Source organism: Xanthobacter sp. AM11, assembly GCF_047444035.1.
Classification (GTDB): Bacteria; Pseudomonadota; Alphaproteobacteria; order Rhizobiales; family Xanthobacteraceae; genus Xanthobacter.
This window is the reverse complement of record NZ_JBLAOA010000001.1, coordinates 1,783,354-1,796,673: the sequence shown is the minus strand read 5'-3', so window position 1 is coordinate 1,796,673 and position 13,320 is coordinate 1,783,354. Positions and strand designations below refer to the sequence as shown.

The window sequence follows — 13,320 nt, the reverse complement described above, 5'->3', positions numbered from 1 at the left end:
GGTGCCCGCCCATCCGGTCGCACCTCCCCTGCCCCGCCGCCATGGCTGAGGCACTCCTCACCGGCAGCCTGCGCCGGCAGATGGCGGCCCGCCTTGCCGCCTGCGGCTGCGACACCCCCGACCTCGACGCGCGGCTCCTGCTGGCCTTCGCCCTCGGCTGCCCCCCCGCCGAGATGCTGGCGCAGGCGGATACGCCGGTGGCCGCGGCGGCGGAGGCCGCGGCATGGGCGCTGGTGGCCCGCCGCTGCGCCGGCGAGCCGGTGGCCCGAATCCAGGGTGCCAAGGAATTCTGGAGCCTCGATTTCCGCCTCTCGCCGGAAACCCTGGTGCCGCGGCCTGACACGGAGACGGTGGTGGAGGAAGCGCTCGCCCGCTGCCCGCAGCGGGACGCGCCCCTGCGCATCCTCGATCTCGGCACCGGCACCGGCGCGATCCTGGCGGCGCTTCTGGTGGAGCGGCCCGCCGCCACCGGCGTCGGCATCGACCGCTCGGAAGGCGCCGCCCGCACCGCCCGCGACAATCTGGCACGCCTGGGCGTGGGGGCGCGTTCCGCCGTACTGGTGGGCGACTGGGGCACCGGCGTGCGCGGCGGCTTCGACCTCGTGGTCTCCAACCCGCCCTACATCGCTGCCGGCCACATGGCCGGCCTGCCGGTGGAGGTGGGCCGGCACGACCCCGCCCTCGCGCTGGTGGCGGGGGCGGACGGGCTGTGCGCCTACCGCGCCATCGCCGCCGACCTGCCGCGCCTGCTCGCCCCGGGTGGCGCCGCAGTGCTGGAGCTGGGGGCCGGGCAGGAGCCGGACGTGGCGGCGCTCCTTTCCGCGTCGGGCCTGCGGCTGGCCGGGCCGGCGCGGCGCGACCTCGGCGGCATCGCCCGGGCCCTGTGCGCCTTTCGTCCCTGAGGCAGAATGGACACAGGGCGGGCACCACCATGCCCGCCGCGCGTGCAACTGCGAAAAAAGCGCTTGGAACCTCTATGGGAAATGGCTAGTGTCTGTCTCAGGAATCGAACCGAGGCGCTGGTCCTGAGGGGCGAGCGCGGCTTCCGAAATTCAGATGGACATTTCGGTCGCTGTGGATGCGACGGTTGGGTGCGCGCAAGATCGGCTGCGCCCTGGCGCCTGTCCTCCGGTGAGATCGCTTCACGGTGTTGACTGCGCGCGGGCCGAATGCCCGATGGCGTGACAATGGACTGGGCGACCGTGCCGGGGGGTGCGGAACGGGGCTCTATGATCGGACAGATCCGGATTTTTTGATCTCACATCTTCCAGACCAGCGCGGGCGCCGGTGCAGGCGGCGTTTGCGGTGACACGGTTCATCACCCTGCAAACCCCAGCTGCGCGCGACCGGACGAAGAGGCCGGCGGGATGCGGATTGAACCGGCGCCGCGGCGCCGGCGCCGACGGCGGCGTGAGCGCCGAGCGAGTAGAGAACGATCCACATGAGAAATGGTCAGCAGAAGCGAATGCGCGGCCGCAACAACAACCGGCGCAGCTCGAACCCACTGACACGGGTGTATGATTCCAACGGGCCCGACGTGAAGGTGCGTGGAACGGCGCACCACATTGCGGAAAAATACCAGCAGCTCGCCCGCGACGCCCAGTCTTCCGGCGATCCCGTGGCTGCGGAGAATTATCTGCAGCACGCCGAGCATTACCTGCGCCTCATCGCCTCGCTCCAGGGCCAGTTCGCGCCCCCTCCCGGCTTCGGCCGCGAGGACGAGGGCGAGGACGAGGAGATGGACGACATCGGCGGGCTGGACGCGCCGCAGCCCTACGCCCGCAACGAGCAGCCCTACCAGCCCTACCAGGGGCGCGAGGGCCGTGAGCAGCGCGGCGACGACCGGCCCCAGCGGGACAACCGCCAGGGTCAGTTCCGCCGCAACCGCGACGAGGACGGCGGCGAAGCCTACCAGCCGCGCGAGGCCCGCGAACCGCGGGAGATGCGCGAACCGCGGGAATCGCGCGAGATGCGCGAGCCGCGTGAAGCCCGCGAGACGCGGGAAACCCGGGACGTGCGCGAGCCCCGCGAGACGCGCGAACCCCGGGAGTCGGCAAGAGAACCGCGAGAAACCCGCGAACCGCGGGAAACCCGCGAACCGCGCGAGCCCCGGGAGCCGCGCGAGTTCCGCCGCCGCAATCGTGACGAGAGCGGCGAAGGCTTCACCCCCCGCGCCGCCCGCGCCTCCCGCAGCGAGGAGGCCGAGCCCGCGCGTGCCCCCCGCGCGCCGCGGGAGGAGGAGCAGGACCTGGGCCTGCCCTCCTTCATCACCGGCGCTCCGGCCACGATCAAGGAACGGGTGGAGCCCCGCGCCGCCGAGGCCCGCGCACCCGAGCCGCGCACCCCGGAACCCCGCGCTGCCGAACCGCGGGCAGCCGAGCCTGCCGCGGCCGAGCCCCCCCGCGAGGAGGCCGGCGACGCTGCCGAGGGCACCGATGGGCGCCTGGGCCGCCGTCGCCGCCGCTTCCGCACCCGGGCCGACCGGGCCGAGGAGGGCGCAACCGAGGACGGCGGCGCCGCCGCGCCGGAGCAGACCGCCCTGTTCAACGATTGACGCCACCGGCCCTGGTCTTCGACCCGGGGCGGCCGGCACCCACACCGGCCTGCCTGCAAGCCCATAAGCAAAAAGCCCCGCTGGCACCGGCGGGGCTTTTTTGTGCATTGCCTTCACCCGCGGCGATCGCCTGAGGCCGCCGGCCCCGGTCCTTGCCGGTGCCAGGCGGGTTCGCTCAAGCGCCGCGCGGGCTTGACCAGCGGCCCGTGAGCACCGCTCACGGGCCGCTGGTCTCAGCTTTCCTTGAAGCCGTAGTCGGGGATGCCCTGCTCGTTGCCATAATATTTGTAGGGCAGGAACTTGCCGGACATGGTGATCTGCACCCGGTCGCCCTTGGGGTTGGGCTCGCGCACCATCTCCATGTTGAAGTCGATGGCGGACATGATGCCGTCGCCGAATTCCTCCTCGATCAGCGCCTTCCACGCCGGGCCGTTCACCATCACCAGTTCATAGAAGCGGTAGATGAGCGGGTCGGTGGGGGGCATGGGCGTGCCGGCGCCGCGCATGGGCACCTCGTTCAGCATGCGCTCCTCCACCTCGGAGAGGGCGAACAGGGTGGCGGCCTTCGCCGCCAGCGGCTTCACCAGCTTCATCTGGCCGAGCAGGGCGCCCACCACCAGCACCGGCGACATGCCGCCGATCTCGTCGCAGATATACTTCCAGGTCCAGCCCTTCTCGCGCTTGATGTCGAGGATCTTCTCGGTGAGCTGTTCGCGCTTCATGGCTCTTTAGTCTCCATTCTTGGTTTCGTCGTGACCTTGGGGTGCGTCGGGACCATGGAATCGTGCGCCGGGAACCCGCCCGGCGCCGGGCGGCCCGCCGCCGGCTCGGGCGGGCTTTCAGTCGCGCGCCTGGGCCAGGGCGGGGAAGGCAATGGTGTTGGCGGGCGGGGGCGACGGTTCGTCGGCCAGCCGCACCAGCGGCGGGTGGCGCGGGTCGTAGCCCGCGGGCACCTCGTTGCGGAAGGTGCGGCTGCGCGCCACGAGGAAGTCCACCAGGTGGTTGCGCACCGTGTAATAGTCCTTCTCGCGGTGGATGCTGTCGCGATGGCGCTCGGCGGGCAGCGGATTTGCCACCACCTCGGCAATCATCGCCTCGGGGCCGTTGGTCATGAGCACGATCTTGTCGGCGAGGTAGATGGCCTCGTCCACGTCGTGGGTGATCATCACCACCGTCTGTCCGGTGGACTTGCAGATGCGCCGCACCTCGTCCTGCAGCGTGCCTCGGGTCAGCGCGTCGAGGGCGGAGAAGGGCTCGTCCATGAGCATGATCTTCGGCTCGATGGACAGCGCGCGGGCGATGCCGACGCGCTGGCGCATGCCGCCGGAAAGCTCGGCCGGCTTCTTGTGCTCGCTGCCCTTGAGGCCCACGAGGTCGATGAAGCGCCGGGAACGCTCCTCCACCTCCGCGCGCCCGGCCTTGCGCCAGCGCGAGGAGACGGCATAAGCCACATTGCCCAGAACGGTGCGCCAGGGCAGCAGGGCGTGGCCCTGGAAGATGACGGCACGGTCGAGGCTGGGGCCGGAAATGGCCTGCCCGTCCACCACCACCACGCCTTCCGAAGGCTCCTCCAGCCCGGCCAGAATATTGAGCACGCTCGTCTTGCCGCAGCCGGAATGGCCGATGATGCAGACGAACTCACCCCGCGCCACCGGCAGCCAGAGGTTTTCGAAGATGGTGGTGGCGCCGCCCCCCGGCGCGGGATAGCGCCGGGCGATGCCCTCGATGGAGATGAACCTTGGATGCGTCGCGGTGTCCGCCATGGCGCTCACTCCGGAAAGGTGACGCGCCGCTGCAGGCGCGCCAGGATGAGGTCGAGCACCATGCCCACGACACCGATGAGCAGGATGCCCACGATCACGTTGGCAATGGACAGGTTGTTCCACTCGTTCCACACGAAGTAGCCGATGCCGGTTCCGCCCACGAGCATCTCCGCCGCCACGATGACGAGCCAGGCGATGCCGATGGAGATGCGCATTCCCGTGAGGATGGTGGGCGCCGCCGCCGGCAGGATCACCGTGAAGGCCCGCCGCCAGGCCCCCACCTCCAGGGTCCGCGCCACGTTCAGCCACTCCTTGCGCACCGCCCCCACGCCGAAGGCGGTGTTGATGAGCATGGGCCAGACCGAGCAGATGAAGATGACGAAGATGGCGGAAAGGGAGGAATCCTTGATGGTGTAAAGGGCAAGCGGCATCCAGGCCAGGGGCGAGATGGGCTTGAGCACCTGGATGAAGGGGTCCAGCGCCCGGTAGGCGAGCGGCGACATGCCGATGAGGAAGCCCACCGGCACCGCCACCAGCACCGCAAGCCCGTAGCCGATGAAGACCCGGCCGACGGAATAAAGCAGCTGGAGGCCCAGTCCCTTGTCGTTCGGGCCGTTGTCGTAGAAGGGCCGCTTCAGGTTGTCCCAGAGCTTGCCTGCCACGTCGAGGGGCCCCGGCATGGCGGACTGGGAGCCGGCGGTGGTGATGCCCATCAGCTTCGCATATTCCGGGTCGAGGGCCGGCCCCGAGCCTGCGCCCGGGGTGACGGCCATCTGCCAGAGGCCGCAGAGCAGCACGAACAACAGCACCGAAAGCAGGCCGGCGCGCACGCCGAGGCTTTTCATCAGCTCAGCTCCGCTTGATGGCGAAAGAATTGACGTATTCTGCCGGCTTTGCCGGATCGAACACCTTGCCCATCACCGAAAACGACTTGGAGGTGGTGGCGGGCGGGGTGAGGCCCATCTCCTTCATCACCTTGGCGGCATCGGTGGCGAGGAACACCTGATTGGCCACCGAAGCATAGTCCACATCGCCCTTGATCTGGCCCCAGCGCTTCATCTGGGTCAGCATCCACACGGCAAAGCTGTCCCAGGGGAAGGGGTCGAAGTCGATGCGCCTGGGATCATCCTTGATGTTGCCGAGGCCGTCCGCATACTTGCCCACAAGCACTTGCTCCAGCACGATCGGCGGGGCATTGAGGTAGGCGGCGGGGGCGATGGCTTCGGCGATGGCCTTGCGGTTTTCCGCCTTGGAGGCATAGCCGGTGGCATCCACGATGGCCCGCAGCAGTGCCGCGTAAGTATTCGGCATGGTGGTGATGAAATCGCGGCTCGCTGCGAAGGCACAGCACGGGTGTCCATCCCACATGGTCTTCGACAGGGAGTGGATGAAGCCCACACCATCGAAGACCGCGCGCTGGGCGACGTTGTCGGGGGCAAGGAAGCCGTCGATATTCTCCGCCCGCAGGTTCGCAACCATCTCCGGCGGCGGAACGACACGCAGCTGCACGTCGGTATCGGGATCAATACCATTTTCCGCTAGCAGGTAGCGCAGCAGGTAATTGTGCATGGAGAAGTCGTAGGGGATCGCGAACTTCAACCCCTTCCACGACTTCACATCCATTTTGTCCTTGTGCTTGATGCCCAGCGTGAAGGACTGGCCGTTGATGTTCTCGATGGCGGCGGTGACGAAGGGGATCGGGTTGGAGCCGAGGCCCTGGGAGATGGCCAGCGGCATGGGCGCCAGCATGTGGGCGGCGTCGTATTCCTTGTTGATGGTCTTGTCGCGGATCACCGCCCAGCCGGCAGTCTTCACCACCTCCACGTTGAGGCCGTGCTTCTTATAGAAGCCCATGGGGTGGGCCATGATGATGGGGGTGGCGCAGGTGATGGGGATGAAGCCCACCTTCAGGTCGGTCTTCTCCGGCTTGCCGGTCTGGGCGAAGGCCTCGGTGGCGGCGTCCAGCGGGAAGAAGGTGGCCAGCGCCGCGGCGGCGGTGGAGGCGCCCACGGCCTTCAGGAAGGCGCGGCGCTGGGCGTCCTGCGGGAACATGGCCCGCATGAGGCCGGAGGCGACCACCTCCTTGTAGCGGGTCTCGTCGTCGAGCCGGGCGGCGCGTTCGGCGGCCGCGTGCGCCTCTGCCGACGCGTGCCGCCCGCACAGGCAGCGGCCGAGCTTCGACTTTGATGAAAACGGGTTCGTGAACATCGACATCAAATGCTCCTGTGCGGGATCGGTCACGGTGGGGAAGAGGTGACGCCCTGAGAGGGCAATGGACGTGCCATCGCCTAGCCGGGCACCAGGGCCGGCGGCGGGGCGAGGGCCTTGCGGGCCAGCATGTGACTTTTCGGATCGTTCACCGAGCACACGGCGAGCAGCCGGTCGGCCGCGAAATACCGCACGCAGAAACGGCCGGCGGCCACATCGCCCTCGCATTCGGTGCGGTCGAAGCCGTCCAGCAGCCCGGCAATCTGAAGCTTCACATCATATTGATCCGACCAGAACCAGGGGATCGGATCGTATGCAACTGCAGCTCCGGTGATGGATTTCGCGGCAGCCTTGGCCTGATCAATGGCATTCTGCACAGATTCAAGGCGCACACGGCGCCCATAAAGTGTGCTCGGAAAAGAGGCAACATCGCCCGCCGCAAAAATGCCCGGCGCGCTGGTGCGGGTCGCGGCGTCCACGCGGATGCCGTTCTCCAGCGCCAGCCCGGCCTCGGCCGCCAGCTCCGCATTGGGCACCGCGCCTACGGCGCAGAGCACGAGGTCGGCCGGCAGCACCCGGCCGTCGGCCAGTTCCACCGCGCTCACCCGGTCGGGGCCCACAAGCCGCGTCACCCCCATGCCGGTGATCACGCGCACCCCCTGGCCCTCGTGCAGGGCCAAGGCAAAATCGGAGATGGTGGCGCAGGCCACCCGGGCGAGCAGGCGCGGCTGGCCCTCCACCACGGTCACGTCCAGGCCCAGCTTGCGCGCCTTGGCCGCCACCTCCAGCCCGATATAGCCGCCGCCGACGATGACCAGCCGCGCCCCCGGCAGGGCCATGGCGCGGAAGTGCCGCACGTCGTCGATGGAGCGGATGGAGAACACGCCGGCCAGCTCCGCGCCCGGCACCGGCAGCGCGCGGGCACGGGTGCCGGTGGCGAGGAGCAGGGCGCCGTAGGCGATGCGCTCGCCTTCCGCCAGCTCCACCTGCCCCTCGGCCGGCAGCAGGCGGGAAACGCGGGCGCCCAGGCGCACCTCCACGCCGGCATCCGCATAGAATTTGGGGGCCTTCAGCTCCAGCCGGTCCTCGGTCATCTCGCCGCCGAGATAGGCCTTGGAGAGGGGCGGGCGCTGATAGGGCAGATAGGGCTCGTCGCCGAGCAGCACGATGGGCCCGCCGAAGCCCTCGGCCTTAAGCGAGGTGACGGCCTGCGCCGCCGCCTGCCCGGCCCCGACGATGACGACGGGCGCACTCATCGTGCTGCCTCCTGCGCCATGCGGGTGAGCTTCTCGGAGACGAAATCCAGCCGGTCCTGGCCGAAGAACAATTCGCCGCCCACCACATAGGACGGCGAGCCGAACACCCCGGCCGCGCTCGCCTCGGCGGTGTTGCGCGCCACCTGCTCGGCCGCCGCCACGGCGTCCGACAGCTCGGCGAGGCGCGCGCCGTCCAGGCCCACCTCGCCGGCAAGGCGGATGAGGTTGGCCCGGTCGGAAATCTGGATGTCCCGCGCCCACACGGCGCAAAGGCAGGCGCCGATGAGGGCGGCGGGGTCGATGCCCTCCAGCTGCGCCGCCGCGATCATGCGGCAGGCCGGCAGGGTGTCGGTGGGCCAGAAGGCCGGCTCGGTCTTGATGGGAATGGCCGCGCGCTTCGCCCAGCGCACGATGTCGAGCTTGCGATAGGCGTTGCGCTGGGGCGACTGCTTCGCCGGGGCGGTGGAGCCGCCTTCGGCGAAGACTTTCAGAATGTCCACGGGCCGCCACGAAATGGTGGCGCCATGCTCGTGCGCCATGGCGACGAGGCGCGCGTGCCCCAGATAGGCATAGCCCGACTGCGGGCTGAAGTAACAGGTGATCTCGGACACGGGCGCTGGCTCCTTCAGGTTCAGATCGCGGCCGGATGTCCCTCCTCGATGGGCAGGGCCGGATCACGCGACCATTCGTTCCAGGACCCAAAATACATCTTCACGTCCTTCACCCCCGCCTCTTTCAGCGCGAGGAAGGTGTTGGAGGCCCGCGCCCCCTTGAAGCAGTAGAGATAGACCGGGGTGTCGGCGGAGATGCCCACGGTGGCGCACTCGGCCAGAATCTCCGGCGCCGACTTGAAGCGCGGCCCGTCGGCCGTGGGCTTCATCATGCGGTACCACTCGATCCACTTGGCGCCGGGGATGCGGCCCTTGCGCGGGCAGAAATCCTTGCCGTAGGGCGACGAGCTTTCGCCGATCCACTCGTCCACGTCGCGCACGTCGAGCTTGGCCACGCCCGCGTCGGCGACGGCGGCCAGCATGGCGGCGGCGTCGATGATGACTTCGCCCGCCGCCGCATCCACCGGGAAGACGGCCGGCCGGGGCTCGGCCGCATCGGTGGAAACCGGCATGCCGTCCGCCACCCAGGCGGAATAGCCGCCGTGCAGCACCTTCACCTTGGGATAGCCCAGGAAGGTGAGCAGGAAATAGCCGCGGCAGGACTGGCCGAAGCCCGAATTCATGGACTGCTCGTAGATCACCGCCGTCTCGGCGCCGGAAAGGCCGGCCTTGCCGAAGGCATCGGCGAATTTCGCGGTGAGCTCGGCATAGCCCTCCGGGGTGGAGGTGGCGAGGAAGGTGAAGATCTCGTGCAGGTTCACCGCGCCGGGAATGTGCCCGGCGGCGTAGCTGGCGGGATCGCGGGTGTCGATGACGACGGTGGGCTCGGACAGGATCAGCGTGGAGAGTTCGGACGGCGAAATCAGGACGGCACTCATGGTGATCCCCTCTCGTGGAATGGACGGCGAGACGCACTGGAAGGTCGGGGGCTTGGCGCCCCTCGCGTGTTGTTCAGGCGGCCACGGCCGGCCCTCAGGCCGGCATCTGGTCCAGCATCAGGCGCAGCTGCTTGGTCGCCGGGGTGACGATGGCGACGAAATAGGCCTCGCGCAGGCGCCGCTGGCAGCGGTGGGCGCGCACATAGCCGCGCGCACCGCAATGGAGCATGGCGTTGTGGGCCGCCTCCACGCTCTTCTCGCCGGCGAGAAGGCGGGCGCCGACCACCCGGCGCCAGTAGTCCGGGCTGGGGTCGAACGGCGTCTCGCACAGGGCGGCCACCTCGGCCTCCATGTCGGCGAGGGTTTCCGCCATCTGGTCGGGCTGGACCTCCAGGTAGCGGTTCACATGGCCGAGGGGGCCTTCCACCTCGCGCATCATGGCGATGCAGTCGCGCATCAGCCCCACCGCCATGCCGGCCTGCAGCAGGATGAAGCCGGCGCGCATCTTCTTCACGAAGCCCATGGCCTCGTGGGCGAGCACCATCTCGTCGGGCACGAACAGGTCGCGCACCTGCACCGCATAGGTGCCGGTGCCATCCATGGCGAGGAAGGGCTCGCACGGCTTCAGGGTCACCGCCGGGTCGGCGCAGTCGATCAGCGCCATCACCGGCTCGGCGCCGTCAACGGCGAAGATGGCGCCGAAGAAATGGTCGGGCCCGAGGTTGGAGACCCAGGGCAGAATGCCCTTCACCTTGTAGCCGCCCTCCACCCGGGTGCCCTTCAGCTTCAGCGTCTCGATGCCGAAGAAGGACTTCATGGGGTTGCTGAGAGCCGTGCCGCCAAGCACATGGCCGCCCGCCGCGGCCGCCAGATACTTGGCGCGCGCCGCCGCATTCTCGGAATTGATGAGGTACCAGACCAGCGTGTTCTGGCACCAGGCCATGAAGCCGGTGGAGGTGCACACCTCGGAGATGCGGCTCATGCCCTCGATGGCGGCGCCGAGCCGGTTCCCCTCGCCCAGGTGCAGGCCGAAGGCGCCGGCATCGGCGAAGCGGTGCATGAGGGTGGCCGGATAGGTGCCCTCGTCGATGGCACGGGCCCATGCTGAAAGGTCGGTGGCCGCGATCTTCCCGATCTGCGCCAGCACCGCCTCGGGATCGAGGGCGGCGGCGGAAGGGACGTGCGGCGAAAGGGCGGTCACGGCAGCAGTCACGGGCATGTCTTCCTCGATAGCGGGTGGACGCGCCCGGCCGGATGCCGGGCGCGGGTCTTGGCTTCAGCCCTGGGTCACTTCGAGATTCACGGGGCGCACGAAGGTGTTGGCCACCGGCGACCACTTGGTGACGTGGGCGATGAGGGCGTCCACCTCTTCCTTCGGCACGCCGTCGCACTCCATTTCCACCTTCACGCGCACGTCGGTGAAGCCCACCGGCTTCTCGCTGACGTCGCCCGTGCCCCACACGGCGGTGATGTTGAGGTCGCCTTCCAGCTGGAGCTCCAGCTTGCGCACGGTCCAGCCGCGGTGCACCGCATTGGCATGGAGGCCGACGGCGAGGCAGGAGCCCAGCGCCGCGAGGGAAGCCTCGGAGGGGTTCGGCGCGGTGTCGTCGCCGAGCAGGCCCGGGGGCTCGTCCACAATATAGGGGGCGAGGTTGCGGATGTAATTGGCGTGGCGGAAGCGGCCTTCAGCCACGGTCTTGCATTTCAGGGTCTTGATGACCTTGGGGTCGGCGATTCCGGCAGCGATCAGCTTCTGCAGGCCGTCCTTGTCGATGGGGGCGAGGCAGCCGGTGGTCGGCTCGGGGGCGAGACAGCCGGTCAAAGCGGTTTGGGGCGCAGACATCCAGATCTCCTTGGGTCGTGCAGACAGACCGGTCTGTCTTATGCACGTGCCGTGCCAGATGCGCCGTCACCCGGGGGAAAAACTCATCCGCCGCTTATTTCCCAAGCTCGCAAAGGCTTTTCGGCTTTCCGCCGGACGGGAAATGCGGCATGATTCCTGCCTGGATTTGACAGAAAGGTCTGTCTTGCTGCCTGCAATTGCAGCACGGTGATGACGAGAGATGCAGCAGATGAAGACGATGCGTGCAGACCGGCAGGGGGGCTTCAATCCCCATCACGTCCCGGTGCCGGATGGCGAGGCGCGGGACGGCGGGCTGAAGGCGCGCGAGCGCATCCTGGCGGCCGCCACCCGGCTGTTCTGCCAGTACGGCATCAATGCGGTGGGGGTGGATGCCGTCATCGCCGAGGCCGCCACCGCCAAGGCCACCCTCTACAAGAGCTTCGGCTCCAAGGAGCGCCTGGTGGAGGCGGTGCTGGAGCGCGAGGGCGCCGCCTGGCGCGACTGGTTCCTGGGCGAACTGCTCAAGGGCGAGGCCACACCGCTGGCCCGGCTGCGCCGCATCTTCCCGGTGCTGCGGGAATGGTTCGGCGACGACCACTTCTTCGGCTGCCCCTTCATCAATGCGGTGGCCGAGCATGACAAGCGGGACGACCGGCTGCGCCAGATCGCCCTCGCCCACAAGAAGGTGGTGCTGGAAACCCTCTCCCGCCTCGCCGCCGAGGCCGGCGCCCGCAACCCGGACGGCATCGCCCACCAGCTGGGCCTGCTCATCGACGGCGCCATCGTCGCGGCCATGATCACCAAGGACACGAACATGGCCCTGCTGGCCGGCGAGACCGCCGACCTGCTGCTCGCCCGCATGGCCACGGCGGAGGCGGCCTGAGGGTCCCGCCCGGCCTCCCGGCCGCGGCGGCGCGACAGACGCCCGGCCTCCCGGCCCCCCGGGGGCGATTTTCCGTCCGCGGGGCGCAAATTCCGCCGCCCGAAATCGCCCTCCGCCCGGCTTGACGCTGCGCCCCGCGCCCCGTCATTACGGCATTCTCGATCATCGGGAGGAAATATCATGCGTATCCGCGCCGCGGTGCTCCGCACATCCCCGGTCAACAAGCCCTATGCGGAAACGCGCCCGCTCAGCATTGAAACGGTTGAACTCGCGCCGCCGCAGGCGGGCGAGGTGCTCATCAAGGTGGCGGCGGCGGGCCTGTGCCATTCCGACCTCTCGGTGATCAACGGCGATCGGCCGCGCCAGACGCCCATGGTGCTCGGCCATGAGGCCTCCGGCGTGGTGGTGGAAGCCGGCCCCGGGGTGGACGATCTTGTTCCCGGCGATCATGTGGTGATGAGCTTCGTGCCCACCTGCGGCACCTGCCCGTCCTGCATGGAGGGCCGCGCCCAATTGTGCGGGCCGGGCCAGGCGGCCAACGGCGCGGGAACCCTGCTCGGCGGCGGGCGCCGGCTGCGCTGCGACGACGGCACCGATGTCTACCACCTGTGCGGCATTGCCGGCTTCGGCGAATATGCGGTGGTCTCGCGCCGCTCCATCATCAAGATCGACAAGGAACTGTCCCTCATCGACGCCGCCCTGTTCGGCTGCGCGGTGATGACCGGCGTGGGCACGGTGGTGAACACCTGCGGCGTGCGGCCGGGCCAGAGCGTGGCGGTGGTGGGCCTCGGCGGCGTCGGCCTCTCGGCGGTGATGGGCGCGGTGGCGGCCGGCGCCGACCAGATCGTCGCCCTCGACCTCTCCCCCGCCAAGCTCGACCTTGCCCGCCAGATCGGCGCCACCGACACCTTCCTCGCCAGCGACCCGGACATCGTGGAGGCGGTGAAGGCGGCCACCCGCGGCGGCGTGGACCATGCGGTGGAGATGGCGGGCTCGGCCCCCGCCTTCGAGCTGGCCTACAAGATCACCCGGCGCGGCGGCACCACCACCACCGGCGGCCTCGCCAATCCCAACGCCCGCGTGTCCCTGCCGCCGGTGCACCTGGTGGCGGAGGAGCGCACCATCAAGGGCAGCTACATGGGCAGCTGCGTGCCGCCCCGCGACATTCCCCGCTTCATGGCGCTCTACAAGCGCGGCAAGCTGCCGGTGCACCGCCTGCTGTCCTCCACCGGGCCGCTGGACGGCATCAACGAGGGCTTCGACCGGCTCGACCGCGGCGAGGTGGTGCGCCACGTCATCGTCTATTGAGGACGACGGGGCCGCG

Annotated in this window: 13 protein-coding genes; 4 read left to right on the top strand and 9 right to left on the bottom strand. The window is 69.2% G+C overall.

The annotated features are described in order from the left end of the window. Positions 1–41 precede the first annotated feature (41 nt). Together prmC and ACI7BZ_RS08340 are read left to right on the top strand one after the other, a co-directional pair. Positions 42–902, top strand: coding sequence for a peptide chain release factor N(5)-glutamine methyltransferase (prmC, locus tag ACI7BZ_RS08345; protein ID WP_414116697.1), 861 nt, complete (start codon positions 42–44; stop codon positions 900–902). Between the two features lie 563 nt (positions 903–1,465). After that, positions 1,466–2,554 carry a DUF4167 domain-containing protein gene (locus ACI7BZ_RS08340; RefSeq protein WP_414116696.1) on the top strand — a complete coding sequence of 363 codons (1,089 nt, stop codon included), beginning with the start codon at positions 1,466–1,468 and terminating at the stop codon, positions 2,552–2,554. Between the two features lie 233 nt (positions 2,555–2,787). Here the strand turns inward: ACI7BZ_RS08340 and cynS are convergent, their stop codons facing one another. The 9 genes from cynS to ACI7BZ_RS08295 form a co-directional block, all read right to left on the bottom strand. Next, positions 2,788–3,276 carry a cyanase gene (gene cynS / locus ACI7BZ_RS08335; protein WP_414116695.1) on the bottom strand — a complete coding sequence of 163 codons (489 nt, stop codon included), beginning with the start codon at positions 3,274–3,276 and terminating at the stop codon, positions 2,788–2,790. Between the two features lie 117 nt (positions 3,277–3,393). Then, positions 3,394–4,317 carry an ABC transporter ATP-binding protein gene (locus ACI7BZ_RS08330; RefSeq protein WP_414116694.1) on the bottom strand — a complete coding sequence of 308 codons (924 nt, stop codon included), beginning with the start codon at positions 4,315–4,317 and terminating at the stop codon, positions 3,394–3,396. 5 nt (positions 4,318–4,322) lie between these two features. Continuing rightward, on the bottom strand, positions 4,323–5,162 hold the full coding sequence (ntrB, locus tag ACI7BZ_RS08325) for a nitrate ABC transporter permease (protein ID WP_414116693.1): 840 nt from the start codon (positions 5,160–5,162) through the stop codon (positions 4,323–4,325). Between the two features lie 4 nt (positions 5,163–5,166). Continuing rightward, positions 5,167–6,531: a CmpA/NrtA family ABC transporter substrate-binding protein gene (locus ACI7BZ_RS08320; protein ID WP_414116692.1), complete on the bottom strand. Its 1,365-nt coding sequence runs from the start codon at positions 6,529–6,531 to the stop codon at positions 5,167–5,169. Between the two features lie 74 nt (positions 6,532–6,605). Then, positions 6,606–7,781, bottom strand: a complete 1,176-nt coding sequence (locus ACI7BZ_RS08315) for an NAD(P)/FAD-dependent oxidoreductase (protein WP_414116691.1) — start codon at positions 7,779–7,781, stop codon at positions 6,606–6,608. After that, positions 7,778–8,392 (bottom strand): 2-hydroxychromene-2-carboxylate isomerase, encoded by a 615-nt coding sequence (locus ACI7BZ_RS08310; RefSeq protein WP_414116690.1) that lies wholly within the window; start codon positions 8,390–8,392, stop codon positions 7,778–7,780. Before ACI7BZ_RS08310 ends, ACI7BZ_RS08315 begins: the two co-directional genes overlap by 4 nt. 20 nt (positions 8,393–8,412) lie before the next feature. Further along, positions 8,413–9,270 (bottom strand): sulfurtransferase, encoded by an 858-nt coding sequence (locus tag ACI7BZ_RS08305; RefSeq protein ID WP_414116689.1) that lies wholly within the window; start codon positions 9,268–9,270, stop codon positions 8,413–8,415. Between the two features lie 94 nt (positions 9,271–9,364). After that, positions 9,365–10,471, bottom strand: coding sequence for an acyl-CoA dehydrogenase family protein (locus ACI7BZ_RS08300; protein WP_414119116.1), 1,107 nt, complete (start codon positions 10,469–10,471; stop codon positions 9,365–9,367). A gap of 75 nt (positions 10,472–10,546) precedes the next feature. Beyond that, complete coding sequence (locus ACI7BZ_RS08295; protein WP_414116688.1) at positions 10,547–11,113, bottom strand: OsmC family protein; 567 nt, start codon at positions 11,111–11,113, stop codon at positions 10,547–10,549. A gap of 229 nt (positions 11,114–11,342) precedes the next feature. Between ACI7BZ_RS08295 and ACI7BZ_RS08290 the strand changes: the two genes are divergently transcribed. Both ACI7BZ_RS08290 and ACI7BZ_RS08285 read left to right on the top strand, forming a co-directional pair. Continuing rightward, positions 11,343–11,996, top strand: coding sequence for a TetR/AcrR family transcriptional regulator (locus ACI7BZ_RS08290; protein ID WP_414116687.1), 654 nt, complete (start codon positions 11,343–11,345; stop codon positions 11,994–11,996). A gap of 180 nt (positions 11,997–12,176) precedes the next feature. Continuing rightward, positions 12,177–13,304, top strand: coding sequence for a zinc-dependent alcohol dehydrogenase family protein (locus tag ACI7BZ_RS08285; RefSeq protein WP_414116686.1), 1,128 nt, complete (start codon positions 12,177–12,179; stop codon positions 13,302–13,304). Positions 13,305–13,320: the final 16 nt, after the last annotated feature.

What these genes read in the sequence shown, in the direction of transcription:
- prmC (WP_414116697.1), top strand. Translation starts at nt 42, where the DNA reads ATGGCTGAGGCACTCCTCACCGGCAGCCTGCGCCGGCAGATGGCGGCC.
- ACI7BZ_RS08340 (WP_414116696.1), top strand. Translation starts at nt 1,466, where the DNA reads ATGCGCGGCCGCAACAACAACCGGCGCAGCTCGAACCCACTGACACGG.
- cynS (WP_414116695.1), bottom strand. Translation starts at nt 3,276, where the DNA reads ATGAAGCGCGAACAGCTCACCGAGAAGATCCTCGACATCAAGCGCGAG.
- ACI7BZ_RS08330 (WP_414116694.1), bottom strand. Translation starts at nt 4,317, where the DNA reads ATGGCGGACACCGCGACGCATCCAAGGTTCATCTCCATCGAGGGCATC.
- ntrB (WP_414116693.1), bottom strand. Translation starts at nt 5,162, where the DNA reads ATGAAAAGCCTCGGCGTGCGCGCCGGCCTGCTTTCGGTGCTGTTGTTC.
- ACI7BZ_RS08320 (WP_414116692.1), bottom strand. Translation starts at nt 6,531, where the DNA reads ATGTCGATGTTCACGAACCCGTTTTCATCAAAGTCGAAGCTCGGCCGC.
- ACI7BZ_RS08315 (WP_414116691.1), bottom strand. Translation starts at nt 7,781, where the DNA reads ATGAGTGCGCCCGTCGTCATCGTCGGGGCCGGGCAGGCGGCGGCGCAG.
- ACI7BZ_RS08305 (WP_414116689.1), bottom strand. Translation starts at nt 9,270, where the DNA reads ATGAGTGCCGTCCTGATTTCGCCGTCCGAACTCTCCACGCTGATCCTG.
- ACI7BZ_RS08295 (WP_414116688.1), bottom strand. Translation starts at nt 11,113, where the DNA reads ATGTCTGCGCCCCAAACCGCTTTGACCGGCTGTCTCGCCCCCGAGCCG.
- ACI7BZ_RS08290 (WP_414116687.1), top strand. Translation starts at nt 11,343, where the DNA reads ATGAAGACGATGCGTGCAGACCGGCAGGGGGGCTTCAATCCCCATCAC.
- ACI7BZ_RS08285 (WP_414116686.1), top strand. Translation starts at nt 12,177, where the DNA reads ATGCGTATCCGCGCCGCGGTGCTCCGCACATCCCCGGTCAACAAGCCC.